This window comes from Micromonospora sp. NPDC047707 (assembly GCF_040704235.1).
Taxonomy (GTDB): domain Bacteria; phylum Actinomycetota; class Actinomycetes; order Mycobacteriales; family Micromonosporaceae; genus Micromonospora.
Genome location: NZ_JBEYSU010000046.1, coordinates 1 through 25,362, shown reverse-complemented (window position 1 = coordinate 25,362; position 25,362 = coordinate 1). Strand labels below are relative to the sequence as shown.

General features: G+C 68.8%; 23 protein-coding genes and 4 pseudogenes. 15 read left to right on the top strand and 12 right to left on the bottom strand.

What is annotated here, in order from left to right; genetic code table 11:
- Positions 1 to 101: 101 nt before the first annotated feature.
- Positions 102 to 1,034 (bottom strand): annotated as a pseudogene (locus AB0873_RS29015) (transposase); the annotation flags it as partial.
- Positions 1,027 to 1,275 (bottom strand): hypothetical protein, encoded by a 249-nt coding sequence (locus tag AB0873_RS29010; RefSeq protein WP_366603682.1) that lies wholly within the window; start codon positions 1,273 to 1,275, stop codon positions 1,027 to 1,029. The pseudogene AB0873_RS29015 and the gene AB0873_RS29010, both read right to left, overlap by 8 nt.
- A gap of 189 nt (positions 1,276 to 1,464) precedes the next feature.
- Between AB0873_RS29010 and AB0873_RS29005 the strand changes: the two genes are divergently transcribed.
- The 5 genes and pseudogenes from AB0873_RS29005 to AB0873_RS28985 all read left to right on the top strand — a co-directional run bounded on the left by AB0873_RS29005 (position 1,465) and on the right by AB0873_RS28985 (position 5,147).
- Entirely contained in the window at positions 1,465 to 1,767 is a 303-nt protein-coding gene (locus AB0873_RS29005) for a metalloregulator ArsR/SmtB family transcription factor (RefSeq protein WP_366603681.1), read from the top strand.
- Entirely contained in the window at positions 1,764 to 2,315 is a 552-nt protein-coding gene (locus AB0873_RS29000) for an SRPBCC domain-containing protein (protein ID WP_366603679.1), read from the top strand. Before AB0873_RS29005 ends, AB0873_RS29000 begins: the two co-directional genes overlap by 4 nt.
- Before the next feature lie 376 nt (positions 2,316 to 2,691).
- Positions 2,692 to 2,982 (top strand): annotated as a pseudogene (locus AB0873_RS28995) (transposase family protein); the annotation flags it as partial.
- Between the two features lie 159 nt (positions 2,983 to 3,141).
- Positions 3,142 to 4,359 carry a phosphatase PAP2 family protein gene (locus tag AB0873_RS28990; protein ID WP_366603683.1) on the top strand — a complete coding sequence of 406 codons (1,218 nt, stop codon included), beginning with the start codon at positions 3,142 to 3,144 and terminating at the stop codon, positions 4,357 to 4,359.
- A 275-nt stretch (positions 4,360 to 4,634) separates the two neighbouring features.
- Positions 4,635 to 5,147 carry a hypothetical protein gene (locus AB0873_RS28985; protein ID WP_366603677.1) on the top strand — a complete coding sequence of 171 codons (513 nt, stop codon included), beginning with the start codon at positions 4,635 to 4,637 and terminating at the stop codon, positions 5,145 to 5,147.
- Between the two features lie 67 nt (positions 5,148 to 5,214).
- On the opposite strand, the gene AB0873_RS28980 is transcribed toward AB0873_RS28985, so the two are convergent.
- From AB0873_RS28980 to AB0873_RS28970, 3 genes and pseudogenes are all read right to left on the bottom strand, one after another.
- The gene (locus AB0873_RS28980; RefSeq protein WP_366603676.1) at positions 5,215 to 5,451 is read right to left on the bottom strand and encodes a hypothetical protein; all 237 of its coding nucleotides are present in this window, start codon (positions 5,449 to 5,451) and stop codon (positions 5,215 to 5,217) included.
- Between the two features lie 245 nt (positions 5,452 to 5,696).
- A pseudogene (locus AB0873_RS28975) lies at positions 5,697 to 6,784 on the bottom strand (Rieske 2Fe-2S domain-containing protein).
- Positions 6,781 to 7,605 (bottom strand): c-type cytochrome, encoded by an 825-nt coding sequence (locus tag AB0873_RS28970; protein WP_366603674.1) that lies wholly within the window; start codon positions 7,603 to 7,605, stop codon positions 6,781 to 6,783. The pseudogene AB0873_RS28975 and the gene AB0873_RS28970 overlap by 4 nt, the downstream one beginning before the upstream one ends.
- Before the next feature lie 227 nt (positions 7,606 to 7,832).
- Here AB0873_RS28970 and AB0873_RS28965 point away from each other — a divergent pair, with 227 nt between their 5' ends.
- Complete coding sequence (locus AB0873_RS28965) at positions 7,833 to 8,312, top strand: YetF domain-containing protein (protein ID WP_366603672.1); 480 nt, start codon at positions 7,833 to 7,835, stop codon at positions 8,310 to 8,312.
- An 81-nt stretch (positions 8,313 to 8,393) separates the two neighbouring features.
- Positions 8,394 to 9,593, top strand: coding sequence for a cation:proton antiporter (locus tag AB0873_RS28960; RefSeq protein WP_366603670.1), 1,200 nt, complete (start codon positions 8,394 to 8,396; stop codon positions 9,591 to 9,593).
- Positions 9,594 to 9,617: 24 nt separating this feature from the next.
- Here the strand turns inward: AB0873_RS28960 and AB0873_RS28955 are convergent, their stop codons facing one another.
- The 3 genes from AB0873_RS28955 to AB0873_RS28945 all read right to left on the bottom strand — a co-directional run bounded on the left by AB0873_RS28955 (position 9,618) and on the right by AB0873_RS28945 (position 11,408).
- On the bottom strand, positions 9,618 to 10,544 hold the full coding sequence (locus tag AB0873_RS28955) for a mechanosensitive ion channel family protein (protein ID WP_366603669.1): 927 nt from the start codon (positions 10,542 to 10,544) through the stop codon (positions 9,618 to 9,620).
- Positions 10,545 to 10,654: 110 nt separating this feature from the next.
- Positions 10,655 to 10,924 (bottom strand): GlsB/YeaQ/YmgE family stress response membrane protein, encoded by a 270-nt coding sequence (locus tag AB0873_RS28950; RefSeq protein WP_366603667.1) that lies wholly within the window; start codon positions 10,922 to 10,924, stop codon positions 10,655 to 10,657.
- Positions 10,925 to 10,979: 55 nt separating this feature from the next.
- Positions 10,980 to 11,408, bottom strand: coding sequence for a hypothetical protein (locus AB0873_RS28945; protein WP_366603665.1), 429 nt, complete (start codon positions 11,406 to 11,408; stop codon positions 10,980 to 10,982).
- Positions 11,409 to 11,724: 316 nt separating this feature from the next.
- Here AB0873_RS28945 and AB0873_RS28940 point away from each other — a divergent pair, with 316 nt between their 5' ends.
- Positions 11,725 to 13,254 carry a metallophosphoesterase gene (locus AB0873_RS28940; RefSeq protein ID WP_366603664.1) on the top strand — a complete coding sequence of 510 codons (1,530 nt, stop codon included), beginning with the start codon at positions 11,725 to 11,727 and terminating at the stop codon, positions 13,252 to 13,254.
- Between the two features lie 27 nt (positions 13,255 to 13,281).
- Here AB0873_RS28940 and AB0873_RS28935 read toward each other — a convergent pair whose 3' ends face one another.
- Positions 13,282 to 13,878: a hypothetical protein gene (locus tag AB0873_RS28935; RefSeq protein ID WP_366603663.1), complete on the bottom strand. Its 597-nt coding sequence runs from the start codon at positions 13,876 to 13,878 to the stop codon at positions 13,282 to 13,284.
- 110 nt (positions 13,879 to 13,988) lie between these two features.
- Here AB0873_RS28935 and AB0873_RS28930 point away from each other — a divergent pair.
- Positions 13,989 to 14,090 (top strand): annotated as a pseudogene (locus AB0873_RS28930) (thioredoxin-disulfide reductase); the annotation flags it as partial.
- Here AB0873_RS28930 and AB0873_RS28925 read toward each other — a convergent pair.
- Positions 14,080 to 14,268 carry a hypothetical protein gene (locus AB0873_RS28925; RefSeq protein ID WP_366603661.1) on the bottom strand — a complete coding sequence of 63 codons (189 nt, stop codon included), beginning with the start codon at positions 14,266 to 14,268 and terminating at the stop codon, positions 14,080 to 14,082. The pseudogene AB0873_RS28930 and the gene AB0873_RS28925 sit on opposite strands and share 11 nt — an antisense overlap.
- Positions 14,265 to 17,561: a DEAD/DEAH box helicase family protein gene (locus AB0873_RS28920; protein WP_366603660.1), complete on the bottom strand. Its 3,297-nt coding sequence runs from the start codon at positions 17,559 to 17,561 to the stop codon at positions 14,265 to 14,267. The genes AB0873_RS28925 and AB0873_RS28920 overlap by 4 nt, the downstream gene beginning before the upstream one ends.
- Positions 17,562 to 17,962: 401 nt before the next feature.
- On the opposite strand from AB0873_RS28920, the gene AB0873_RS28915 reads away from it, so the two are divergent.
- From AB0873_RS28915 to AB0873_RS28905, 3 genes are all read left to right on the top strand, one after another.
- Positions 17,963 to 18,109, top strand: coding sequence for a hypothetical protein (locus AB0873_RS28915; protein WP_366603658.1), 147 nt, complete (start codon positions 17,963 to 17,965; stop codon positions 18,107 to 18,109).
- Positions 18,110 to 18,226: 117 nt separating this feature from the next.
- Complete coding sequence (locus AB0873_RS28910; protein ID WP_366603656.1) at positions 18,227 to 18,550, top strand: hypothetical protein; 324 nt, start codon at positions 18,227 to 18,229, stop codon at positions 18,548 to 18,550.
- A gap of 704 nt (positions 18,551 to 19,254) precedes the next feature.
- Positions 19,255 to 20,322 carry a transposase gene (locus AB0873_RS28905; RefSeq protein WP_366603654.1) on the top strand — a complete coding sequence of 356 codons (1,068 nt, stop codon included), beginning with the start codon at positions 19,255 to 19,257 and terminating at the stop codon, positions 20,320 to 20,322.
- Positions 20,323 to 20,479: 157 nt separating this feature from the next.
- Here AB0873_RS28905 and AB0873_RS28900 read toward each other — a convergent pair whose 3' ends face one another.
- Complete coding sequence (locus tag AB0873_RS28900; RefSeq protein ID WP_366603653.1) at positions 20,480 to 21,043, bottom strand: hypothetical protein; 564 nt, start codon at positions 21,041 to 21,043, stop codon at positions 20,480 to 20,482.
- An 838-nt stretch (positions 21,044 to 21,881) separates the two neighbouring features.
- On the opposite strand from AB0873_RS28900, the gene AB0873_RS28895 reads away from it, so the two are divergent.
- From AB0873_RS28895 to AB0873_RS28885, 3 genes are all read left to right on the top strand, one after another.
- Positions 21,882 to 22,328 carry a SigE family RNA polymerase sigma factor gene (locus AB0873_RS28895; RefSeq protein WP_366603651.1) on the top strand — a complete coding sequence of 149 codons (447 nt, stop codon included), beginning with the start codon at positions 21,882 to 21,884 and terminating at the stop codon, positions 22,326 to 22,328.
- 51 nt (positions 22,329 to 22,379) lie between these two features.
- The gene (locus AB0873_RS28890; RefSeq protein WP_366603649.1) at positions 22,380 to 23,942 is read left to right on the top strand and encodes a recombinase family protein; all 1,563 of its coding nucleotides are present in this window, start codon (positions 22,380 to 22,382) and stop codon (positions 23,940 to 23,942) included.
- A 638-nt stretch (positions 23,943 to 24,580) separates the two neighbouring features.
- Positions 24,581 to 25,362, top strand: a 782-nt coding sequence (locus AB0873_RS28885; RefSeq protein WP_366603647.1) for a hypothetical protein, incomplete at its 3' end; no start/stop codon positions are given.

The following is a 25,362-nucleotide window of genomic DNA, read 5'->3' as shown; positions in this document are numbered from 1 at the left end:
AGCAGCGCCCACTCGTCATCGGTCAACTCATGACGTCGCGACACGGGAATCTATCTACCGAACCCATCCCCGAAGATCCACAAGACACGCCCTAGACACGCCGCGTCGGCGCCGTGAGCGAGGGCGAGGTCCTTCAGGCTGCGGGCGGGCTGGGGGTAGCGCGGTGTGGGATGCGGGCCGACTCCGGCGTAGGGCACCTCGACGGGTTGGGCGTCGCCGGGTTGCGCGGTGGTGGACGACGTGATCGCCACGATGTAGCTGATGCCGCGTTGGGTCAGTCCATGGCGGAACTCGGCGACCTGGCCGTAGCCGGCGTCGGCGGTCAGCAGCGGTGGGCGCAGTCCCCACTCGGCCAGCTCGTCGAGCATTTCCAGGGCCATCAGCCACTTCGGCCGGTACCGCTCGGTGTCGGGGACCTTCGACGCCGCCCGCCGCCGGCGAATCTGGTTGATCTGCTCGGCCGGCGGCAGCCGCACACGCGAGTGTGGTTTCTTCGCCCCGGCCGCGTCGAGGGTGACCGGCTGCTGGCGCAGCCTGCGGGCGTGCGCGTTCGCGGGCTTGCCACCCGGGCCGGGCAAGCAGCTCTCGTCCCAGGACTCCGGCACGAACAGCCGCCAGTTCAGCACCGCCGAGGCGGCGTCGGTCGCCGCGTGAACCGTGACGGCGATCTGGCAGTTGGCGACCTTACCGAGCGTGCCGGAATACTGCCGGGCCACGCACGCCGAGGCCTTGCCGTCCTTGGGAAACCCGGTGTCGTCGACCACCCACACCCGCGGCGTCACCACGTCCACCGCGGCCGTCGCCAACCGCCGTCGCACACCGGCCACATCCCAGGTCGACGAGGTCAGGAACTGCTGCAACTGCTGGTGATCGACCCCAAGCCGCTGCGCCATCGGCTGCATCGACTTACGCCGGCCGTCCAGCATCAGCCCACGCAGATACCGCAGACCAGTCGCCCGCTGATCCGACCGCCGCAACCCCGCCGCGAAGTCCTCCAACTGCCCGCGCACCCGAGCGAGTTCCCGCTCACCCACGCACCGCAGCCAAACACCACCACGATCCCCGGACAAGCGACACGCCACAACGACCTAACAAAGCACTACTAGCACGCATCGCGCTGCTGGCGGTGAAGAAGACAGCGAGGATCTGCTGGTAAGCAGGGCTGGCGATGGTCGGGTCAGCGGGTGCCGCCGAATCGGCGTGGCCGGTCAGGCTGAGCAGAGTCTTGCGGGCAATCGCGAGTTCGGTGTTGTTGGGTGATGCGTACATGATCACGGCGACTCCGGGGAGGCAGTGGAGGCGCCGGCGGTGCTTCACCGGTCCGGCCGGTGACCGTCCATGATCATTCCCTGGCGAAGGAGCCGGCGATGAAGATGCCGCCGTATGCAGCGAGGATCCCGACGACCCGTCGCTAACTCAAGCTCTGGGTTGCACATTCATATAGCCGCTTGGTAATATGAGCGCATGAGCGCCTATGCCGCCCTGGCTGAGCCGCACCGCCGACAGATTCTCGACCTGCTGCGTGATGGTGAGCAGCCGGCCGGAGAACTGGTGAAGCGCCTTGAGCTCAGTCAGCCCGGCGTGTCCAAGCACCTCAAGGTGTTGCGCGAGGCAGGGCTCGTCGTGGTGCGCGCGGATGGCAAGAGGCGTCTGTACGCGCTGCGCCCAGAACCACTCGCCGAGGTCGACCAATGGCTAAAGCCCTATCGCGCGTTCTGGTCGAGGCGCCTCGACGCCCTCGAACGACACCTGGAGGAGAACCCATGACCGACGGAGCCCTGGAAGCGACACCCGGAGGGGAACCCATGATCCACGGAACCCTGGAAACCATCAACGGCCGCCCAGCGCTGCGCTTCGAACGCACGCTCGCCCACTCAGTCGAGCGCGTGTGGCGGGCTATCAGCGTACCGGCAGAGCTGGAGCGCTGGTTTCCCGCAGCCCCCGACTGGACACCGGCGACGGGTGAGACCTTCGAGGCCGCCGGTGCGACCGGCGAGGTGACTGAGGTCGATCCACCCAATCGCCTGGCTTGGACCTACGCCGACCAGCCGTACAGCTTCGAGCTGTCCGCTCATGGAGACGGCTGCCGGTTGATCTTTACCCACGTCATCGACGACCTTCCCTCAGCGCAGACCGCAACCGGCTGGGAGACCTACCTCTTGCGGCTCGAGCCCCATCTCACCGGCGAGCACCTCTCCGAAGAGGAAGCACACGAGCCATGGGAGCAAATTCACGAACGCTACGCCGAGCGCTTCGGGGTCGACCCGACGCCGGGACGGCGCTGGGCGGCGGCTCTGCGTGCCGGTCAACGATGATCCGGTAGCCCGACACCTGACCGGCGATCGAATGGCATGACTTGCCCTCCGATTCGTCGGGTCTGATCCACCGCTCGGCGATGCGCTTCAGCGGTGCTGTGTTCAGGTCATGGAACTTGTCGCGGCGCTCCGGGTCGGCTCTCGACCAGCCAAGCGGTCTCCCAGCACGGCAGGGTGCTGGGAGACCGCTTGGCGCGACGTGCCGAGTTGGTGCCTCATCCTGAGCCACGAGCACATCTCACGCCAGGGCCTCGGCAAAGTCGTGGAGTGCCCGGCTTGATGTGGTTGGTGTAGACGCGCCCTTACTGGTGGTAGCAGGGTGGGCTGACCGGTTCAGATGATCATCGAGTTTCCTACGCCTTGTTGATCGTCCGAAGTGAGTCATGCCCGCTCTGCCATCATCGCTGATCTCGTCCTTGTCCGGCGCACCGGCGATCACCGTGCCGGAAACCGCCGCTGGGCCGCCCCCGCAGCGCTGGTGGATCTCCCCGATCCCCGTGCCCGTCGGGGTGTGCGGCACCGGCTGACGGTCGTGGTGACCGCGGCAGTCTGTGCCGTGGTGGCCGGCTACCGCTCGTACACCGCGATCGCCAAGTGGGTCGCTGATGTCCCGACCGCGCTCGCGCCGGGCATCGCTCCGGACCGGCGCCCATCGGAAGCAATGATCCGCCGGTTGTTGCAGGCCTTGGACCCGGACCTGCTCACCGCGGCCATCAGCTGCTGGCTGGCCTCACGTGCCGCGGTTACCACCCCGGCACACAGCGGGCGATCGCGGTCGACGGCAAGACACTACGCGGATCCCGCACTACCGACACCGCCGCCCAGCATGTCCTCGCAGCCTGCGACCATCATCGAGGCCCTGCGAGGGCTGGCCGACTTCGGCGGGCCGACCCTGCTCGTCCGCGTCACCGCGCTCACGACGATGTACCTGCTCATCCGCCACGTGTACGCGCTGGCGGGCTACGTGGCGGCCACCGGCGGCGCCGCCCTGCTGCTGACCGGTGCGGTGACACCGCCGGTGGCCAGCGGACACGCCGCCGCCACCGTCGTCGCGTACGGGATGCTGCTGCTGGTATTCCTGCCGGCCGTGCCGCCACCGCGACATCGGCTCCTCACCGGGGTGCTGGCGGCACTGATCGTAGCGGTCGGCGCGGCGCGCATCGCCTTGGACGGGCACCGGCCCGGCGACCTGGCCGCAGGATGGCTGCTCGGCGCGCTGTGGCTGGCAATCTCAAGTGCGGCGTACGGCCGTGTCGTCACCTCAACCCGCCTCGGTGCCACCGCGAGGGAAGGCCTGGCTCCGCGAACCGTTCGTGCCCTGCGCCCCGCGCCCGCCGACGAGGTTGTCCTCCCGCGTCCCCGCAGGTCGACGACGCGCCTACTGGCGGCCTGGGCGGGAACCGTCGCCGTGCTGGCCGCCGCCGGGTGGTTGCTCACGACCGTCCTCGCCGACACGGCGCTGACCCGGGCCGACGCTGCCGTCGTCGAGTGGATCGTCGCTCACCGCGCCCCGATGCTCGATCCCGTCGCGATGGTCGGCAGCAGGCTCGGCAACACCCACTGGATCCTCGCCGGCACCTTGACTGCCGCCACTCTGCTGCTGGCCCTTTGCCACCGGTGGCGGCCCGTGCTGTTCCTCGCCGTCGTGATGATCGGCGAGGTCACCCTGTTTCTGGTCTCCTCCACGCTCATCGGCCGGCCCCGGCCGGCCGTGCCGCAGATCGGGCCGGAGATCCCCCCGACGGCCAGCTTCCCGTCCGGGCACGTGGCCGCCACGATCTGCCTGTACGCCGCCGTGGCCATGTTGACCTGGCAGCTCACCTCCCGCTGGTGGCGGTGGGCCGCCGTCGCGCTGGCCGTCGCCGCACCGGCCTACGTGGCGGCTGCCCGCATGTACTGGGGCGTGCACCACCCGCTCGACATCGCCGGCAGCGTCCTCCTCGCCGCCTGCTGGCTCACCGCCTGCTGGAGCATCGTCGCCCCGCTGCAGGCCGCGACACCGCGATCAACCCCGGACACCGTCGACGCGGGGATCCGCCCATGATCACCGGCCGGCCCACCACCATCGACGGGCCCGCCTCTACCTCCGCAGCACCGGACTGCACCACGGCGGCACCCCGACGCTCCTCCTGCACGGACTGGTCATCTCCTCCGCCGCTGTCCTTCCCACCGCGCGGTTGCTGGCCCACACTCGACCGGTCATCGCCCCGGATCTACCCGGTTTCGGCCGCAGCCCGCATCCCGATGCCGCGCTGCCCTGGCCGGCCCTGGCACACCTCGCCGAACGGGTGATCCGCCGCCACGGTGAGAAGGGCCGTGGTGGTGGCCAACTCCTTCGGCTGCCACCTCGCCGTGGAACTCGCCGTCCGGCACCCCCACCGTGTGCACGCCCTGATCCTGACCGGTCCCACCGCCACCCCAGCCAGCAGCGGACTACCGGCCCTGCTGACACGGTGGGCCATGACGGCCCTGCGTGAGCCGACCGATGTGGTGCCGCTGGCGCTGCGCGACCTGCGCCGCTCCGGCATCCGGCACGCCGCGGCCCAGCTCCGTGAGGGACGTCGATACCCGCTGGCGCGCCGGCTGGCCCAGGTCAGCGCACCCACCCTCGTGGTACGCGGGCAGCAGGATCACCTGGCCCCGGCGCGGTGGAGCCGGCACCTGGCCTCCATCGCCCGCCGGGGACGGCTCGTGCACGTCCCCGGCGCCCACATGCTGCCCTACGAGAGGCCACGACTCGTCGCCGACCTCGTGGACATGGCCGACGCCGTGACCCCATCCGGGCGGCGCGGGGCCGGCACGGTGGGGCACGACCGACGTGCCGGCTCCTGACCCGTAGACCGAGGATGCGCGCCGCCGCTACCGCTTCCGCCAAGCTCGACCGCCGACCCCCGCATCGTCACGGGGTCGGTCGTGGCGGCACCACCGGGTAGGTCGGGTTCCAAAACGGCAGGTACCCGTAGCACCCGTACAGCGTCTCGTAGTAGGACTGGTCACCGACGACATCCGGGTCGTAGACGGGCGCCTGGGAGACCTTCTGCCGGGACACGCTGACGTGGACCTCGGCGTCGGTCACCCGGCTGATCGCCTCGACCGGGATGAACGTCGTCGCCTTGCCGACCCAGCACACCGCCACGGGTGACGCGCAGCAGCCGCACCTGGTGCGTGCGGGTGTCGATCAGCAGCTCGTCGACGGTACCCAGCGTTTCACCGCCAACATCGACGACCGTTCTGTTGCGGACGTCCTGATCAGGGTCGGCGACGGTCTGGTTGACGTCGCCCAGCGCGGCCAGCAGGCCCCGGACCGCCGGTCATGCCTCCTCCTTGAGGTCGGCCTGGTCGGCTGCCGGCGCACCGGGAAGTCGAGTGGCGGCGGGAGGGTCAGGGCCGTTCCCAGAAGTCGGGCCCGATCGGTTCCTGGTAGTCGGAGGTGGCGACGAAGAACCCTTCCTCATCAACCTCGATGGGCAGCTGCGGCAGGCGCCGGCTGGCCGGGCCGAAGATGGGCTTGGCGTTGTCGGTGATGAGGAACTGCGACTGGTGGCAGGGGCACAGCAGGCGGTTGGTCTGCTGTTCGTAGAGGCTGGCGGGGCAGCCGGCGTGGGTGCAGATCTTGGAGTAGGCGATGTAGTTGCCCCACATCCAGTCCACCCGCCCGATGTCGCGGTTGTTCTCCCGGGCCTGCAAGGCGTCCAAGGGGCGTAGGTGGATCAGCAGCGTGACCGAGTCGGCGTACTGGTTGCTGACGCCGTGCGGGATCCGGGAAAGACGGTGACCTGCCCACCGGGGAGCAGATCGGAGGGGCGTACCGGCCGGCCGTCCTCGCGGACCAACCGGATCTGGGTGATGGCGCCCTGCTCGTCAGCGGGAGCGAAGCCGGTACGGAACAACTGGTTGTCCTTGTGCGGGTCGGAGATGAGACCGCCGACCAGAGGGGCGGCGGCGACCGCGCCGACGGGCACGAGGCCCGCGAGCAGTGACACACCCAGCAGGGGACGACGTCTGATCCCGAGTTCGTCAGCCATGTGCAGCTTGGTCTGCCCGGTGATGACCCGGTCGTCGGGGGAGACGGCGCCCTCATGGCGGTCCTGGATGCACACCTCCTTGGGCAGCAGTTTCTTGCCCCAGACGAGGATGCCGAACCCGACGGCCAGCAGGGCGATGCCCATCGTCGTCCCCAGCAGGGGGGTGTAGTACTCCTCGATCTCGCCGAGGAGGCGGTAGCGCCAGGGCCACCAGATGAAGACGGCGAGGAACGCGATGCCGGCGAGGCCCGCGGTGAGGAAGAGCACCGCGACGGTGCGGACCAGCCGCCGTTCCGCCTTGGAACCGGCGGCAACCTGGGGCTCGTAGTGGACGATCTCGATGTCGTCGCGGCGGGCACCCTCGCGGACCACCTCGAACCGGGACAGCGCCCGATCGGTCACGTCGACCGGTTCACGGCTCTGCTGGGTGCGGTGCTCGGTCATGACTTGCCCGCGATCCAGAGGCTGGCGAAGACCAGCGCGACGATGCCGACCAGGAAGATCGCCAGCCCCTCGGTGGAGGGACCGTAGCGGCCGAGGTTGAATCCGCCGGGATCGTGGTCGGTCTGGATGACCTGCTGGATGTAGGCGATGACGTCCGCCTTCTGCTCCGGAATCAGGGTGCTGTCGCCGAAGATCGGCATGTTCTGCGGGCCGCTGAGCATGGCGGCGTAGATGATCCGGTCACTCGCCGGGTACAGGCTGGGGGCGTACTTGCCGGAGGACAGGGCCCCACCCCCTCCGCCGAAGGCGTGGCACTGCGAGCAGTTGATCCGGAACAACTCGCCGCCACGAGCGAGGTCGGCGTCGTCGACCAGCTCGTCGACGTTGTCCGGAACCACCGGCCCCACGCCGAGGGAATCGATGTACGCGGCGAGTTGGCGTACCTGCTCGTCGGTGTACAGCGGGGGTTTGCGCTGCGCCTGGGCCTCCTGACGAGCCAGGGGCATCCGTCCGGTGCCCACCTGGAACTCCACCGACGCGCCACCGACGTTGATCAGACTGGGGCCGCGCCCCTCGACACCCCCGGCGCTGCGACCGTGACAGGTGATACAACCGACCTCGAACAGCGCCTCGCCCTCGGCCGCGGCGGCGCTCATACCCGGCTCCTCCTGCGCCTGCGCGGCAGGCGCGAACAGGGTGTAGGCACCCCCGGCCAGGACCAGCGCGAGGAGCATCCGGACGACACCGGCGGCGCGCCGCCGGTACCTGCGCAGGCGGGGCGGCGCCTCCGGACGGGTGCTTCGACGGCGTGGAGTGTGCATGACGTCCCCTGTTCGCAGGTGAGCGGCTCGTACCCAAGATGCGGCATGTGCGCCCGTTGTGCGGCTGGTTTGGCGCCCCTACCCGTCCGGGAAACCGCTAACGCGTACGGCCGTCTTCTTCTCCGGGCCGCCGGTGCGGCCTACGGTCAGGCTGGCTACGCGTGCCAGACGGGCGTCGCGGGTACGGCACCACGATGGTGCTCAGAAACCCCGCCGACCTGCTGAGGTTGGCTGTCGTCGCGATGGTCGTCTATCCGGCGCTGGTGTTGATCCTGCGGCTGTCCGGTAAGCGGACCCTGTCCAAGCTCAACGCGTTCGATCTCGTGGTCACTGTCGCGTTGGGTTCGACCCTGGCCACGATCCTGCTGTCCCGCGATGTCTCCCTGGTCGAGGGGATTCTGGCGTTGGTGCTGCTGGTGGCGTTGCAGTACGGTGTCGCGCTGATCGGCGTGCGCTGGCCGCCGTCGCAGCGGCTGATCAAGGCGCGACCGACCATCCTGCTACGTGACGGGCAGATGCGGCACGCGACCATGCGGCGGCTGCGGGTGACCGAGAGCGAGATCCGGCAGGCTGCCCGGAGCCAGGGGGTGGGCGATGTCGGCAGCCTCGCGGCGGTCGTATTGGAGACCGACGGCACGCTGAGCATCATCACCCGATCTCGGCTGGGCGACGGCAGCAGCCTCGCCGATGTGCAGCACGACCGGTAGCGGGTCATCTCCGCTGCCTGCCCGACTCCGGGCAGCAGCCCACACGAGTGTGAAGCTGGCACGACAGGGTAGCGGCCGGGGATGAACACGCTGCACCTCAGCTACGCCCTGGTCGGCGTCGTGGGGGTGTTGCTGGCCTTCTGGTCCAGCGCCATCCGGCGGGTGCCGGTCAGTGAGCCGCTGCTCGCGCTGCTGGTGGGCGTACTGGCCGGTCCGGTCCTCGGGATGATCGACCTGTCCCACCATCAGGCGTCCGTCCTGACCTTGGAGGCGAGCCGGGTGCTGCTGGCTATCTCGCTGATGGCGGTGGCGCTGCGGTTCCCGCTGACGGCGTACCGGTCGGTGATCCGTCCGGTGAGCGTGCTCCTCGCCGTCGCGATGGCCGGTATGGCGGTGGTCAGCGCCGGCCTGGCATGGGTCGTTCTGGGCCTGCCGGTGGCCCTGGCGGTGTTGCTGGGCGCCTGCCTGACGCCCACGGACCCGGTACTGGCCTCCAGCGTCGTGTCGGGAGGGCCGGCCGAGCGCCAATTGCCGGGTCGCCTGCGCCAGGTGATCAGCGGCGAGTCCGGCGCCAACGACGGGCTGGCGTTCGTCTTCGTCGTGCTGGCGCTGTCCGCCGTGACGTCCGGGTCCTTCGGCGGCCACGTGCGGGAGGCGGTGTGGGGAGTGCTGGGGGCCGTCGTGGTCGGCGTGGCGGTCGGCTTCGCCGCCGGCCGGGCCGTCATGGCGGCCGAGGCCCGGGAGGACGTGGACGAGGGCTCCCTGCTGATCTTCACGGTCGTCCTCGCCGTCGCGGCCCTGGGAGTCGCCCGGGTGGCGCACACGGACGCGATCCTCGCGGTGTTCGTCGCCGGCCTGGCCTACAACGCGATCATCGGGGAGGAGTCGCGGGCGTCGGAGCAGAGGCTCGACGACGCGCTGACCCGTTACCTGGTGTTGCCGCTGTTCTTCCTGCTCGGCGTCGAGGTGCCGTGGCAGGACTGGCTCGACCTTGGCTGGCCACTCGCGGCGTTCGGGGCCGCGGTGCTGGTGTTGCGCCGCCTGCCGGTGGTCCTGGCGCTCAAGCCTGCCCTGCGGATGTCCTGGCGGAGTGCGGTGTTCCTGGGCTGGTTCGGGCCGATCGGCGTGTCGGCGCTCTTCTATCTCACCCACAGTCAGGAGGAGGGCGCCCGCGACCCCCGGCTGTGGGCCGCCGGGAGCCTGGTGGTGGTGGCGAGCACGGTGGCGCACGGCATCACCGCCACGCCAGGTCGGCGCTGGTACGCCCGACGGTCGTCGTAGTCCGCCGGGGAAGGGCGGCGACCGTCACCGGTTGTCCGCCTGAACGGTGAGGGTTTGCGAGGCCTGGGGTGGGTGGATGGTGATGTCCTGCGTTATCGACGCCACCCGGATGCCGCTCTCCGCGAAGCGGTCCAGCACCCGCCGGGTGACCTGGTCCTTCACCTGCCGCGCGGCGCGCACCGGCACGACGAACCGTGCGGACAGCTCGACCCAGTTCGAGGTGGCGCGGACGAACACGCGAGGATCGACCTCCGCCTCGGCGACCGGGTAGCGGTGACGCATCTGCTCGATGGCGCGCCGCGCCTCGACCGTCGAGGAGATGTTCTGCGCCTCCTCGCACAGGATGCGCTCCGCCAGGTGCCAGTCGGCCTCGTAGGGAACGGGCAGGGCCAGTTCCTCCCACAGATGGTCCAGCACCGTGCTGCTGTTGTAGACCGGTGTGGTGAACACCAGGCGGTTCGACAGGGACACGACCCGTCCGGTGTACTGGCGGCCGCGGATCCAGGATTCGGGGTCGGAGGAGGAGCCGCTCTCCAGGATGCGGGTCCGCAGCGGAGTGATGTCCAGGACGTCGCCGCGTACGCCACACATCTGGATGCGGTCGCCGACGCGGTACTGCCGGCCGGTGAGGATGCTGATCCACCCGGCGAACGCGCCGATGACCTCCTGCATGGCCAGCGCGAGGCCGGCGGCGAGCAGACCGAAGACCACGCCGACCCGGCCGGCGAACGGTCGCCACAGCAGGGCCAGCGCGAACAGCAACGCCACGACGGTCAGGTAGTGCACCGCCTTGCGCAGGTAGTACCGGTTGGTGGTGTCCTCCACCCGGCGGGTGGCCAGGCGTCCGGCCAGCACGGCGATCACGAGGGCCAGCACGATCAGCACGAGGCTGGTCACGAGGCGACCGCCCACGCTGCTCGTGTCCCAGACCGCCTCCAGGAACCGCTCCATGCTTAGTGCCCATCGTCTCCGGTGGCGACCGGCGATGCGGGGGCCGTCACGTCGTTTCCACCATAGGCAGCCGCCAGCGGCAGAGTCCCGGAAACGTCTTCAAGCGGGAGCTAACGGGAGGAGCGATAACCGGTGCCGGTGGTGATCAGGATGACGGTGAGGCTGGCGCAGCCCGCCTGGGCGATGACGCCGGCAAGGCCGATGCCGCGGACGTCGATTCCGCTCAGTGCGGCGAGGACGGTGGCGAGCAGCGCTGCGGTGACGCCCAGGATCGCGGCAAGCCAGCGCGGAATGGCCTCACGCGCCGGCGCTGCCAGGTGACCGAGCGCGCCGGCGACCAGACCGACGGCGATGGCGCCCAGAACCGCACTGACTGTCATCCTGCTCCTTCGATCGGGCTGGAGTTGGCCTACGGTAAGCGGCTGGGGTGGTCCCCTACCAGGCCGTCAACGCCTGCGCGACGAGTGCCGGCCCGCCCTTGAAGGCCTGGTACGGTCCCGACGGCCCGAGGGCGTAGCGGTCGGCGAGGTCACCATGGGCGAACCGGATCACGGTGCCCTGCACGGTCACCAGGTGCGGTGGGGCTGGCGCGGACGCGCCTGCCGACAGTACGAGCAGGGTCCCGTCAGTGAGGTCCACGTCGCGTATGACGAAGGCCGTGTCGGTGATGATTCGATCGACGGTGGCGGTCACGGTGAGCCGGTCGCCCACCTGCGCCCGAGCGACCGTTCCCGGTCGGGTGGTCGGCGCCGGCTCGGGGCTCGGTGCAGGCGCCGCAGGTGGGTCTGTGCAGCCGGCGGTGGACAGGGCCACCGCCGTCAGCGCTGCCAGCGCCGGGCATACCCGGTCGGACCGCCCGTTCATCCGCCGCGCCTCCCTTCCGTTGTGTCGCCGACTGAAGGACTTGCCACGCATATGGCGTTATGACCGCGAAGCCGTGACGGTTGCGTGACGATCCCGCCGGCGGCGCGGGTCGACGGCCGGAAGAGGCGCTGCGCCCACCGACGCGACCTGGCCGGTGCTCATTGCCGCAGGTAGCCTGACAGTCTCACGGATCTCCCCACGCATGCCGGTACCCCCCGAGCCGCGGTACGGCGCCTCCCGCCGCCCTCCTTTCCCGTGACAGATCGGACCCGCCGTGACCCCACATCCCGGTGCCCATCGGTTGCCCTACCGAGTCGTGCTACCGGTCCTACGGCGCACCACGACGGGCGCCAGGAGGGTCGTCCGGTCCCGGTGGTCCAAGCGGATCGTGACCGCGGCCGCCCTGGTGACCGTCACCGTCATCGGTGTCACGGTCGGTGTCCTGCTGGGTGCCCGGGGCGAAAGCGATGTCGGACCTTTCCGGGTGGCGTTCCACCTGACCCTCGGCACCGAGGGAGGCACCGAGGTCGCGGTGCCGCCCCTGGGCTCACTCTTCGTCGACAGTCACGACGGCCCGGCCCAGCTGACCGTCCGCCTCGACTCACTCGACCAACGGCGCACCGAAGCGCTGATCAACGATCCCGCCGCCCTGGCGCAGGCCGGAGACACCGCGCCGCAGGACCTGCGCGACGCGTTGGTGCGCCTCGGGCTGCGTACGCTCGGGGTCTCGGTCCTGGCCTCGATGCTGCTCGCGGCCGTGACCCTCCGGTCCGTCCGCCGGGTCGCCTGGTCCGGCGGTCTTGCCCTGCTGATCACCGGCAGCACCCTCGGCGTGGCCGCCGTGACACTGCGACCGCAGGCGTTGGCGGAGCCGCGCTACGAGGGACTGCTCGCCAACGCCCCCGCGTTGATCGGTGACGCCCAGCGCATCGCCGACGACTACGGCCGGTACGCCGAGCAACTGCAACGGCTGGCGGGCAACGTCGGCAAGCTGTACGCCACCGTGTCCAGCCTGCCGATCTACCAGGCGTCCCCGGACACCACCCGACTGCTGCACGTCTCGGATCTGCACCTGAACCCGGCCGCCTGGCCGGTGATCCAGACCGTCATCGAGCAGTACGACATCGACGCGGTGATCGACACCGGCGACATCACCGACTGGGGCAGCGAACCCGAGACGAACTACGTCGCCATGATCGGCCGACTCGACGTGCCGTACGTCTACATCCGCGGCAACCACGACTCGCCCCGCACCGCGGCCGCGGTGGCCGGCCAGCCGAACGCCGTCGTGCTCGACAACTCGGTCACGGTCGTGGCCGGGGTGACCATCGCCGGCATCGCGGATCCTCGCTTCACCCCGGACAAGAGGGACGCGGCCTCCGGTCCCTGGGAGGAGTCGCCGACGACGGTCGAAGGCACCGGGGACCTCTTGGCCACCACGATCCGCGGCCTGAATACGCCCGTGGACATCGCGCTGGTGCACGACCCGGCGTCCGCGCCGGCGCTCAACGGTGTCGCGCCGCTCGTGCTCGCCGGTCACACCCACCGCCGAGAGGTGACGTTACTGCCACCCACCGAGGGGATGACCACGCGGCTGGCGGTGCAGGGCTCGACGGGCGGGGCAGGGCTGCGCGGACTCGAAGGCGACGAGCCGACCCCGCTGGCCATGTCCGTGCTGTACCTCGGCCCGGACCAGCAGCTCCAGGCGTACGACGACATCCGGGTCGGCGGCACCGGCACGGCGCAGGTCAGTCTCGACCGCACGGTGCTCGACAAGCCTGAGCCCATCGGTGCTGCCGTACCGCCCACGACGCCGAGTGCGACTGACCCTCCAGCCGACCGGTAGCGCTGGGACAGCTGTCACCTCGCCGAGTCAGCCCCCGTGACGGCCGTTGCGTGTTCGGCCGAGGTGGGTGGCCAGTCGGACGCGGCGGTTGGCAGCGTCGATGGAGCAGCCGGTGGTGCGCAGCATGTCGCTGGCGGCGACGCGTATCTGGGTGGCCACGGCCGCGCCGAAGGTGTCCAGGCCTGCGGCTTGCGCGCATCCGGCCTGGGCGGCGGCGTGCAGAGCGATGCGGCGGGTCTGGTCGTGGGGCCGGGCCTGCCGGACGTCGCGGTGCAACTGGTCCACGGCGTCGGCCAACGCGGCGACGGCTGTGGCGAGGTCGTCGGGCAGGCGTTCGCGGTACTGCAGGGCGGTGGCGGCGCGTCGGGCGAGGTCCTGGCTGTCGTCGATGACATGCACGAGGTGGCGCACGCCCCAGTCGTAGCGTTCGAACTCCTGCCGTCGGCTCCACCGGGCGGGCGCGATGGTGACCACCTCCTCGGCGCCCTTGGCGGCGTCCTGCATGCGTTCCACGTCCGGGCTCAGGCCGCGCAGGGCTTCCATGGCCGTGACGGCCTTCTGCTGGTCCGTCGCGCGCAGTGCCTGCTCCAGGCTGCGCAGCTGGTCGGCGAGGGCGCGGAACACCGGCCCGGCGGCGCGCCGATGATCCGGATCGCGTCATGGACGGAGCCTAGGACAGGCGGGGGATCGATGCGACGTTCACGAATGGCTGGCCGACGGCTAGCGGCGAGCCGGCGAGCGTCGAGGAGATCTGCGGCCACGACGGCGCCGTCGCCGGCGTCCGGATCCGCAACGTCGACACCGGCGCCAAGGGAGTCCTCGACGTCACCGGAGTGCGCCTCCGGACCGGAGCGTCGCGGTGAGCACGTCGAACCGTCGCCGCTGGGCACCGCTCCGGCCGGCGAAGTGGCCGAATTTCAGCTCGCCGGCCTGCTGGATCCCGGCATCGCGACGCAGGATCTCCACCACCATGGCGGCGTCGCTGTCATCGGTTGCGACCGAGCCAATGGTCATGTACTGCTCGGCCGGCTGGAACAGCGCCTCGCCACTCCAGCCGGACTCATCCGCAGATCTCGCTGGCCGTCGCTGATGCTGCTTTTCTGTAGCCCTGGCTGGACGATGGTTATCTCGAAGTCGGGGTCGAGGTCGCGCAGGCGCCGTGCGATGGCTGCCAACTGTTCGAGGCTGCCGCGTTCGAAGCGGGTGCGGTGGCGTTGGCGGGCCAGGCTTTCGCGGTGGATCATGTGTTGGATGAGGCGAGTTCGGTCGCCCTTCCAGTGCACGCTGCGTTGGGCTTGGCCGCAGACTTCGTAGAGGTCGCCCACGCGGACGCCTGGTCGGCCGTCGTGGGCGTACTTGCAGTGGAACAGGCGGACGACGAGCCGTTCGTCAGCGACGCGGAGGGCGATGATGTCGGCTGCCTCGTTGGTGTCGTCGTCATCGAAGATGATGTCGTAGGGCTGGGCCATGAGGTGCTCGATGACGCGTCGTTGGATGGAGTCGGGTCGGCGTTCGGCTCGCTGGGATTCCTTGGTCAGATCGATACCGGTCCAGTCCCAGGCGTCGATCCGGCTGTCGTCGAATGGGCGCTCCACGGTGGGGGCCGAGATGAGTAGGTCTCGGACGAGTTGCGCACCGTCGTGGAACCGGATCATCGGCGGCTCTTCGTCGAGCCAGGCTGCGAGCGGGATGAAGGTTCGGCCGTGGCGGACGGCGACGGCAGGACCCGACAGCTGGGTGAATGCGGCGCCGCGCTCGCTGAGGACGACTTCGAAGCGGGACTCCTGCTCGTTCGTGTACACGCGAAAGCGCAGGGGGCCGTCGGCAGAGCGGTCGACGATGTCGATGCCGACGTCCAGCAAGGTCGTGGTGTGTTCGCCGAACCGGAAGATGAGGGTGTCCTCGTTGCGGATCCAGACGTTGGCGCTCCACTCGATGGCCAGCGGAACCAGCCCTTCCGGCCTGGTCGTGATCGGCTCGACCCGCATGGTCGTGCGGAGGAACGCCGCCGGGTCGATGGACGCGTCGACCAACTTGCGGCCGACGTGTCGGCACCAGGCGACCCACTCGGAGATGTCCTCGGCGATCCGGTAGCACCACATGCGGCCTTTGTAGGAGCATCCGGCGCTCGCGCGGTCGCCGTCGGCGAACCCGAACCCGAACAGGTTGGAGGTCATCTTGTTGTGGAAGTTCTGCTCGGTCAGCCCTTCGTGGACGTTGCCGCCGGCGTACATGGTGTAGCGCACGGAGCGGCCCAGAGCGTGTCGCAGCCCGAGGTTGGCGATGATCAGCCGGTTAATTCCGTGCAGGATCCGGAACACCTGCGTGCCTTGGACGAGTTCGACGTCCTCTCCTCCCACCGCTTCGGCCAAGTCGCGGTGGTACCGGCGGGTGTCGGAACTGTGCACGAACAGCAGGCCGTTCTGGCGGTCGAAGAACATGATGACGAGGTCGTGGACGACGTCCTGCAGCGTGCCGATCTCGCCCCATCTGACCGGCTCACGCTCACGCAGGACGGCGAGGGCCACATTCTCGGCCGCGTTGATCGACGAGAAGTGCAACCGGTCTGCGCCTATCGCATCGACGAGCCGCCGCGGGTGCCAGGTACCAGCGGGGACGCGGTACGCCACCGCGCTTACCCGCGGTTGGATGTTCTGCATGGCGATGTTGCCGAGCGCGTCGTCGAAGCCGTCGAGGAACTCGGCCCGGCGCAGGTGCCGGCCGACGGCACCGTCAGTGAGGTCCCGAAGAAGCACGTTCCAGTCGGCGTCCTGGGAGTACAACTCCTCCAACGCCTGACTGATCTTCGGGTCGGCGGTGTTCGCAACGACGGTTGCCGGACCGATGCCCTCGGCGGTGCGGGTAAACCGCCCGATGAACTGCAGCGTCACGCCGAGCCCCCGGTGGGCATCGTGCAGCGCGGCGACCTTCAGCGCCGGTAGGTCGTAGCCCTCACCGAGCATGTCCACGCAGACGACGATCCGGGCTGACCGTGACGCGACAGCATCCAGCGCCGCCTTCCGGTCACGGGCTCCCATCCGGCTGTGCACGACCACCACAGGTTGGTCAGTGACTCGCCGATACACCTCGACGAGCATCTCCGCCCGAGCGATGGTCGCAGCCCGGGCCATCACCACATGGTCGAAACCATCGGCGAGGTCACGCCGAAGCTGGTCGACAGCCGCTTCCGCGATCTTCGCATCGGCCTCGCCGGGGTCGTAGTCGAAGACGTGCCGGAGCCGGATCGTTTGGAAGTAGCCATCCTGCTGGGCCTTGCGCAGCGGATACCGGTATACGACCCGGCCCGGCACCAGCTTGTTGTCCCCCCGAAACGGTGTCGCGGTGAACTGCGCCACGCGTCGGGCGGGAAACGCCTCGCGGAAGTCGGACCAGGTCCGGGCCGGAACGTGATGAGCCTCGTCGATGAACAGGTGGCTGACCTCGGTTGCCAGCTTCTCGCGTACCTCATCCGGGCTCTTCACGATCGCGGCCATAGTGGTCAGCAGCACGTGGCAGCCGGCCAGCAGAGTATCGGCCTCAGCAAGGTCAACGATGCGACCCTGCAGCAGGGCTACCGTCGGCAGGGCAATGTCCGCTGGGACCACGCCGACCTCGGGCAGCACCCCGAGCGTGACGAACTTGCGGAAGATCTGTCCGCGCAACGATCGTGTTGGCACGACGACCAGCAGCGGCGCGGCTCTTGCCGCGATCAGTGACGCGATCATCGTGTCGGTCTTACCGGTGCCAGTCGGCAGGACCACCGTAGCCGTCTCGTCCGAGACGCTCCAGTGCGCCAGCAGTCCGTGCAGCGCCCCTAGCTGCGCACCGCGCAGTCCACGCCGCTCACCAGTAGCGTCGCGGAATCGGAACTGATCGCGCCAAGACTCAAGAACCTTGTCCCTGACCGCCGTCAGATCCGCAGCGGTTGGCTGCGGCGATGCCCCAGTGGCCCAGCGCAGGTCATCGCGCGACAAGGACGCGCCATCCGTGACCTCGCGCAGAGGCACCCGGCTGACGAGCACGCGCTCACTGGCCGCCGGCGCGTGTTCGGCACGGTTGACGATGACGAGACCGGAATCGAGACGGAGCAGCCGGTCCCCGCGACCGACCGAGACCGACTCCGCCTCGCCAGCCAGCGAGAAGCCGGGGCGATGGAGGCGCCGGACAAGGTGCTTACCCACCGTCGTGATCAGCGCCCACTCGTCGGGAACGTCGACATGCACTTGAACGCTTCCGGCGATCTTTATTTCAGCGGTATGCCGCTTGGGTTCGGCCGGCGTCGCCGGCCCCATGGCTCGGTTCGCCATGCTCAGTCCTTCCAGGTCCGCACACGGCACCCCAGAAAGGACTCACTCTCCCCGGTCCGCTCGCACAAACCGGGGCACAGTGGTATCGTCGCCGACCTACCGCCAAGTAGAACGCCGACCCGGATGAGGTGCCCGACCCGGCACCTTGCCGGGTCGTCGTGTTTCAGCAGTAGAGCACGCTGCGTAGTCGCATCTCAAGCAGGTCATCACCCAAGATGTTGGTTCGCACGGCACCCGCTGGCCTGCCATCTTGTGGAAGGACTTGTGTGTAGAGCGGTGGATAACTCAGCGTGGCCGTTACGCATGGTATGCGACTGTGTCTCTGGCCAGGGACTTTGCTGGACAGATGTTCGATCCTTGGATGTGGATAGGTGGTCGCATCCTGTGGATAACTTGCCACAGTGGATTTTGAGCGTTGGCTAAACGTGATCTGCGCCATAGCGGCTGTCGGCGTGTCGGGGCCGGTGGATGATCGGGTGGACACGACCGCCGCGATCGACAGCACCGGCGCCTGCCTGGCTGAGCCTGCTGCCCTCAAGGCGGCGTGAAACCAAGTCTGGCCAGGAGCCGCCGGCAGCAGCATCCCGAACTACCTGCCGCTGCTCGCCGAACGGTTCGCCCGCCAGTACTGGCCGACCCCTTCGGCTGCCGGGCACGATGGGCGGGTGAAGGTGGAGCTGCTGGTGGTTGAGGACTGCCCGAACGAAGGACCGGCCGCCGCCGTGGTGCGCCGAGCGCTCGACGAGGTGGGCCTGTCGACGGTGCGGATCACCGTCCGGTTGGTAACCAGCCAGGCTGAGGCAGAGCAACTCGGTTTCCTCGGCTCGCCCAGCGTCCTCGTCGACGGTCGGGATCCATTCGCCGAAGCAAACCGCCGTCCGGCGATGGCGTGCCGGCTCTACCGCGACGACACCGGCGTTTCGGGTATGCCACCGATCCGGCGCCTGCGCCAGGCGCTCAGACAGGCCGCCGATACCGCCGCGCAGTGAGCTCCCGGGGCTGACCGGCGGGCTGCAGCTACTCGAGGGCGGTCGTGAGAGCAGTTACGCGCGGAGCCAGCCTTGCAGGTAGGTCACCAGACCGGTCAGGTCGTGCCGCCGGCCCGGCAGCCGATGTGACTATCGGGGCGGACGAGATACGGGCCGCTGGCGCCGGGGGTGAGGCCGAGCCGCGCCACACGTGCGGCGTGAGTGGCGATCCATGGCTGCCCGGTGGCTGCTCGGACGTCGGGGAACTGGCACGGACGTACCAGGACCCAGCCGGATTTCACGGCTATCCCGAGACCTCCTCGCCGATCGATGATTACGGATGTTGGCCACACGCAGCACCTGGACCAGCCAGAACCTAGCCGGACGTGAGCGGACTGTGGAGGTTGTGGCCGAACCGGGTTTGGCATAGAGTGTTATTCGGATGAGTGCGCCCTACGGATCTGTGAGTGTCACTGCGGTGGTTCTGGGTGGACTGCCGCCAGGATCGGTGCCGGCGTACCGGGTGACTCGCTACGGATCTGGCCGCGTGTGCGTGCCCTTCTTCTGACCTGTCCTCGGTCGCCGGCACCGGCCCTGGCCCACCTTGTTGGCCTGATCAGAAGCCTGTCCGCCGATGGCGTGACCCCTCACAGATGTGCCGCTCGGTGACTCCACCCAGGCCGGTGCCGACCTTCGGCCCGAACCCTGGAAGGAGCACGAGCCGTATGCCCATGTTGGCAGAGGTGGTAGACGCCGTCATCGGAGTCGACACTCACCGGGACAACCATGAGGTAGAGATCGCGGACGCCCGCGGAACGCCGATCGCGACGATGCGTATCAGTAACGACAGCGCCGGGTTCACCCAACTGCTGGCCGCGGTCGCCGGGCTGGCGCCGGGACTGCGTGTGGCCGTGTCGCTCGAAGGCAGCCGCAGCTATGGGGTAGGGCTGGCCCGCGCGCTGTCGGCCGCTGGCCTGCTGGTGATCGAGTGTGAGCAGCCTGCCCGTAGACAGCGCCGCGGCAGGGGTAAGTCTGACCCGATCGACGCCCACCTGGCGGTGCTGGCCGCGCTGCGGTTGGACGCCGACCGGCTGCCGGGTCTACGCGCCGACGGTGACCGGGAGGCCTTGCGCATCTTGCTCGGCGCACGTCCGGAGATCGTGGCGGTTAGTACCGGGCAGACCAACCGGCTGCGCGCTTTGCTGTTGGCCGGCGACGACACCGACCGTCGGACAGCACGTGGCGCGTTGACCGCTACAGTCCTGGCGGACCTCGCCGGACGTGGGCTGCCCGCTGCGGCCGGCCGCGACCAGGCTGTGCGTCATGCGGAGATCCAGCGTCTTGCGCTCGCGCTGCAGCAGGCCCGGCGCCAGCTTGACGCCAACCGCAAACAGCTGCTCGCCATCGTCGATGACATCGCCCCCGGTCTTACGGCCCGCTATGGCGTCGGACCGGTCAGTGCCGCGCAAGCCGTCGTCAGCTTCTCCCATCCCGGCAGATGCCGGAACGAAGCTGCATTCGCGGCCCTGGCCGGCACCAACCCCATCCCCGCCAGCAGCGGCAGGATCGTGCGACACCGGCTCAACCGCGGCGGTGACCGAGCCCTGAACCGCGCTATCCATGCCATCGCGCTCACCCGAATACGCAGCTGTCCCCGAACCCGCGCCTACATCGAGCGACGCACCGCGCAGGGCAAGACGCCACGAGAAATCCGCCGATGCCTCAAGCGGTACATCGCCCGCGAGCTCTACCGGCAGCTCAACCGGTCCATGACACCGCCAACCCGACCTTGACAAACATAGAAGCGTCAGAAGGTTAGGGGTTCGAGTCCCTTCGGGCGCGCAAGATCATGAGAGGCCTGACCTGCGGTAATGTGGGTCGGGCCTTTCTGGTTTTCCGTCCCTTGTGGATGGTTGGGTGCTCGGTGGGTGCTCGTACGACGAGCGTCCTTCACGTCCCGGCCTGTCCGACTGGTTGCGAACAGGTCCATCTGGGGCATGGCGGTCGGGTTCCGGTTCGCATGGGCGCGTCAGCTGATCGCCCGGCGAGTTCGGCCGCACGGAGGATGTCCGTAGGGTGCATCATGCGGGCGAGCGACATCGCCTCGTGGACACCGTCGCCATTACCGTGGTCAAGCATTTTGAGGAACCAGCGCAGGGCCTCCACTCGGCTCACCGCCCCGCCAATCCCGTCCCGATACCGCACGGCAAGCAGAGGCATCGCCTCGGCGGACCCCTGAGTCGCCGCGAGCTCGTAGAGGCCGCGTGCCTCAGCTTCAAAGCCCCGGTCGGCGGCCCGCGTAGCAAGCATCAGGGACGCCTCCGCCACCCCGCCCGCTGAGGCCTGGCGCAACAGCTCGACCACCCGGTCCCCGTCACCGGCTGCTCGTCGAAGCATCGAAGCCAGGTTGAACGCGGCGAACGCGTCACCCGCAGCCGCCGCCCGTTCGAACAGCGCGCTTGCGCGTATCAGGTCCGGCTCGACGCCGACGCCCGAAGCCAGCATGTGTTCCAACCCGCGAAGCCCAGCTGGCCACCCACCTGCGGCGGACGCTTCGAACAAACGGAGGGCGCTGCCAGTGTCCCCGAGAACGTCCAAGCAGATGCCGCCAAGCAGCGCCTGCGCGTCATGCCTACCTGCGTTGGCCGCCTCACTCAACTCTGGGAGCGACGCACGCAGGTCGTCCTAGGACTCAGGCCGGGAGCTCAGGTCCGCGAACAACTTCTCACTGCGCGCCACGACATCCGCGTGTCGACTATCCATTTGCGCTCTCCGTTCCTCGCTGCAAGCGCACCAACCGGCGGAGCATAGGCCCGACGTAACCTGGAGGCCGATCCAGGGGGCCAAGGCTCGTCATCCTGGCAGCACACACCCGCAAGCCCTTAGCTGCCGGGACGTTGCGGTCCGGTGGGTCGTCCCCGTCACAAAGCGAATGGGGTACACCGTCAGTTTGGAAGGTGCCTTGAACTTTGTCCCCGGCACCGCTCCGACAACGGGCGACCTGGTCTCCCTACCACGCCGTGCGGGCGGGCGACGGTCGGTGCATGCCGTTGCTGACCCCTCTTGACCAACAGAACGGGCACGTGCCGGGCACGCGGCCCACTTCCGTCGTTGCAATTCAACCGCATCCCGGCCTTCGCCGGCCTGGCCGATGCCGGCGTGAGTGCCGCCAGCAGGCCAGGGTCGGCCGTATCAGAGGGCCGCCTGCTGCAGCCCAGCAGGAGGGATCATGGATTACTGGCAGACGCTCGTCCTCTAGCGCCAGCCGCACGCTGTGTTCAGCCGACTTGGTGGCTGTGCGCTTCCCTCCATCAGTGCTCGGTGCGGCGTCATAGCAGGTGAGGGAGGCGCAGTGGCCCAGCAGCAAGATGAGGCGCGGCGGCAGTTTGATGACTTCGTCCGAACCGAGACCGACGCCTTGATCAAATCCGCGTACCTGCTCACCGGTGACCGACATCATGCCGAAGACCTTGTGCAATCCGCGCTCGCCCGGTCCGTCGTCCGCTGGCACAAGATTAGCGACCCGGCCGCGTATGTGCGTCGTGCCTTGTACACACAGTTCGTGAGCTGGTGGCGCCGTCGGCGGATCAGGGTTGTCGAGACACTTACCGCCGAGGTGCCCGAGCTGCAAGCGCCGGCAGGCCCGGAGTTGGAACTTTCGATCATGATGCGTCAGGCGTTGGACCGACTGACCCCACGCCAACGCGCGGTGCTCGTGCTGCGTTACTACGAAGACCACAGCGAAGCCGAGACCGCGGCCCGCCTCGGCTGCCGTGTGGGCACGGTCAAGGATCGTTAGAAGCTAGGGTCGATGTTGCCGACACGAACGTCGATCTAAGGGGACGGTCTGATGGTACGGCGTAGGGCCCGGTCGGGGAATCGGGGCCGGTTCGACAGCAAGGACGCGTTGTTGGCCGGTGGCGCGGATGTGCGGGCGTTGCGGTATCAGCGCGCCAGCCAGGACAAGAAGGAGCAGGGCAAGAGCGTCCACGACCAGGGCGTGCTGAACCTGGCGGAGATCACGAAGCGGTCGTGGACGGACGCGGGGTCGTTCACCGACAACCACCGCTCGGCGAGCCGGCACGCGACGAAGGACCGGGAGAACTTCGAGCTGTTGATCGAGCAGATCCGGGCGGGCAAGGGTGACGTGCTGGTGATCTGGGAGATTTCCCGCAAGGAACGCGACCTCGCGGTGTACGTGAAGATCCGCGACATGTGCCACGAGGTCGGCCTGTACTTCTGGCTGGTCGGCGGGGTCCTGTATGACCTGCGGGACAAGAACGACCGGATGATGCTCGGTTTCCAGGCGGTGCAGGCGGAGTGGATGGCCGACTCGATCCGCGACAACGTGCTGCGCGGCATCGTCGGCGCCGCCGAGGCCGGTCGCCCGCACGGGAAGATCACCTACGGGTACCGGCGGATCTACGACCAACGCACCAAGGCCCTGCTGCGCCAAGAGCCCGACGCTGAGATCCGCACGGCTGTGGCGGCGGATGGGACGGTGACGGAGTACTCGCACGCGCAGGTGGTGCGGGACAACTTCCGCAAGATCTCCGAAGGCATGCCCCTCACCGTTCGCGAGGCCGAGCTGAACCGGCTTGGGATCCCCGCCTCGCAGGGCGGGATCTGGCGGCGCGGGATCCTGCGCAAGCAGTTGATGAACCCGGCCTACATCGGCAAGCGGGTACTGCGCGGAGAGATCGTCGGCGACGGGATCTGGCCCCCGTTGGTCAGCGAGGAGACGTACTGGTCGGTGGTGCGGATGCTGGGCGACCCGTCCCGCACGACGACCCGCCCCGCGCGGGCGGTGCATCTGCTGTCGTACATCGTGCGCTGCGGCGTGTGCGACGGGCCGTTGTCGTCGCAGCGGCAGAACCGGCACGGCTGGACCGGCCAGGTGTACTCCTGCCTGCACAAGCGGTGTACGGCGGTGAAGGCTCCGATTCTGGACGAGTACGTGCAGCGCACGGTAGTGGCGTGGCTGTCGCGCCCCGACGTCTACGACATCCTCACCGCCGCCAGCGCCACCGACGAGGAGGTCGCGCACGCCCGCGCGGAGGCGCAACGGCTGCGGGGGGAGTTGGAGGACTGGCGCAAGCTGGGCGAGGAAGGCGAGGTCACCGCGATCGCCTACGCCCGCGCCGAGAAAGGCCTCCTGGCACAGATCGCCGAGCACGAACAACGCGCCGCCGACGCCGGCATCCCCGCCGTGCTGCGCGGACGCATCGGCGACCAGGCCGTGACGGCGTGGCAGGAACTCGGCGACGACATCCCCGTCAAGCGGGAGATCATCCGCACCGTCGCCGACATCAAACTCCTCCGCGCCGGATTCAAGGGCGAACGGCGCACCTTCGGCCGCCACCGCCTCTACTGGACCTGGAAGTTCGGCCCGCAAGATCAGCAGGCGGCCTAGACCCGGCGAGCCCTTGCAAGTCAGTAACGGCTGCCATCAAAGCGCCGCGTCCAAGCCCTCGCCCACCCAATCCAGCCGCAGCCACGCCCGGATGCGTCCTGGGCATCACGGGCGTCCTGCGGCTACTCGGCCCCGATGACGCTGCGTCCGCGCCGCCGCTGGGCGATGTGTGACCAGCCACGACGCTCAACGCCAGCGACGGCGAGTCTGGGCGGTGTCAGCAGCATGGGCCGCTGGCGGCGAGCCGCGGCTGGCAGGTGCGGACCGAACGGATGGACGGGATTGGCGATGGCGCGCTTTCCGCGTGCAGGTGAACTGAACGCGGTCCGCCGGTGACACCCGGTCCGCCGATGCGGCCCGATTGGCTGCGCCTGAGAGATGTTTCGTCTGGCCAGGGCGGGACCCTCATGGCCATCGAAGGCGTCGGCGTCGACCGCCGGCGCACTGTTGGCCGCAGAAGGCGACAACCCCGAAAGGCTGCAGAGTAAGTGCCGTTCGCGTACCTGCGCGGCGCGCCGATCCGGCCTCGTCCGGCAAGACCAACGGCACCGCCTCAACCGCGCCGGCAACCGTGACGCCAACCGCGCGGGGTTGTGCCCGTCTGGAATGATCATTTGGTGGAGTCTAGGGATCTCGCGATGCTGACGATTCGGGCATCGGCAGCGATTGCGGCTGGTGGTGTCGCACTCGCCGACCCCCTGGCGGGCTTGGCCGCGGCAGGCTTGATACCAGTGCTGGATCAGGCTGTAGGCCGGTGGCAGGCGGCACAGGCAAGGAATGTAGGCAAAGCGCTGGATGAAGCCGTGGAGGCGTCGGCTCTCACCCCTGAAGACTTCCTCGGCCGGCTCACGCAGACTCCGGCTCGGCTGCTGTTGCTGGGTAGCGCACTTAACGCCGCTGCGCAATCGACGTACGAGGAGCGGGTGCGGGCTCTGGGACGTGCTCTCGCCTCTGGCGCGCTGGCTGCCGACGACGCACGCGTTGATGAGGAGCAACTGTGGGTTGCCATTATGGCTGACATTGACGCACCCCACCTGCGAATCATCGAGTACTTGATGAGGGATCACCCTGACCGGCAGGGTCCGATGGTGACCCAACAGCCCACACTCGCCGAGGTAGCTGGCGCCAGCTACCTTATGACCGGGCGTCTACTTGCCACGCTTGAGCGGCACGACCTCGCCAAGTGGCGGTGGGGCGAGAGCTACCCTCGCGCCTATCCGGAGTCCCGCGGGGGGTGGGCATCGGAGAAGTGGTGGCAACGTGGTGGCCTGACCGCAGCACTAATCGACCGTTTTCACGCCGCTGGAGGCGTGCAAGGTAGCCCTCTGTTCCGCACCGGGTTTGATGGAGACATCGAAACCTGGGAGGAACACCAGCGATGCCCGCACAGAAGAAGTACAACGATGAGCTGCGTGAGCGT

Bases quoted from the DNA above. Each gene is read 5' to 3' on its own strand.
- AB0873_RS28925 (WP_366603661.1), bottom strand. From the start codon at position 14,268: ATGACCATTGGCTCGGTCGCAACCGATGACAGCGACGCCGCCATGGTG.
- AB0873_RS29005 (WP_366603681.1), top strand. From the start codon at position 1,465: ATGAGCGCCTATGCCGCCCTGGCTGAGCCGCACCGCCGACAGATTCTC.
- AB0873_RS28945 (WP_366603665.1), bottom strand. From the start codon at position 11,408: ATGAACGGGCGGTCCGACCGGGTATGCCCGGCGCTGGCAGCGCTGACG.
- AB0873_RS28990 (WP_366603683.1), top strand. From the start codon at position 3,142: ATGTCCTCGCAGCCTGCGACCATCATCGAGGCCCTGCGAGGGCTGGCC.
- AB0873_RS28950 (WP_366603667.1), bottom strand. From the start codon at position 10,924: ATGACAGTCAGTGCGGTTCTGGGCGCCATCGCCGTCGGTCTGGTCGCC.
- AB0873_RS28960 (WP_366603670.1), top strand. From the start codon at position 8,394: ATGAACACGCTGCACCTCAGCTACGCCCTGGTCGGCGTCGTGGGGGTG.
- AB0873_RS28905 (WP_366603654.1), top strand. From the start codon at position 19,255: ATGCCCATGTTGGCAGAGGTGGTAGACGCCGTCATCGGAGTCGACACT.
- AB0873_RS28955 (WP_366603669.1), bottom strand. From the start codon at position 10,544: ATGGAGCGGTTCCTGGAGGCGGTCTGGGACACGAGCAGCGTGGGCGGT.
- AB0873_RS28890 (WP_366603649.1), top strand. From the start codon at position 22,380: ATGGTACGGCGTAGGGCCCGGTCGGGGAATCGGGGCCGGTTCGACAGC.
- AB0873_RS29000 (WP_366603679.1), top strand. From the start codon at position 1,764: ATGACCGACGGAGCCCTGGAAGCGACACCCGGAGGGGAACCCATGATC.
- AB0873_RS28970 (WP_366603674.1), bottom strand. From the start codon at position 7,605: ATGCACACTCCACGCCGTCGAAGCACCCGTCCGGAGGCGCCGCCCCGC.
- AB0873_RS28920 (WP_366603660.1), bottom strand. From the start codon at position 17,561: ATGGCGAACCGAGCCATGGGGCCGGCGACGCCGGCCGAACCCAAGCGG.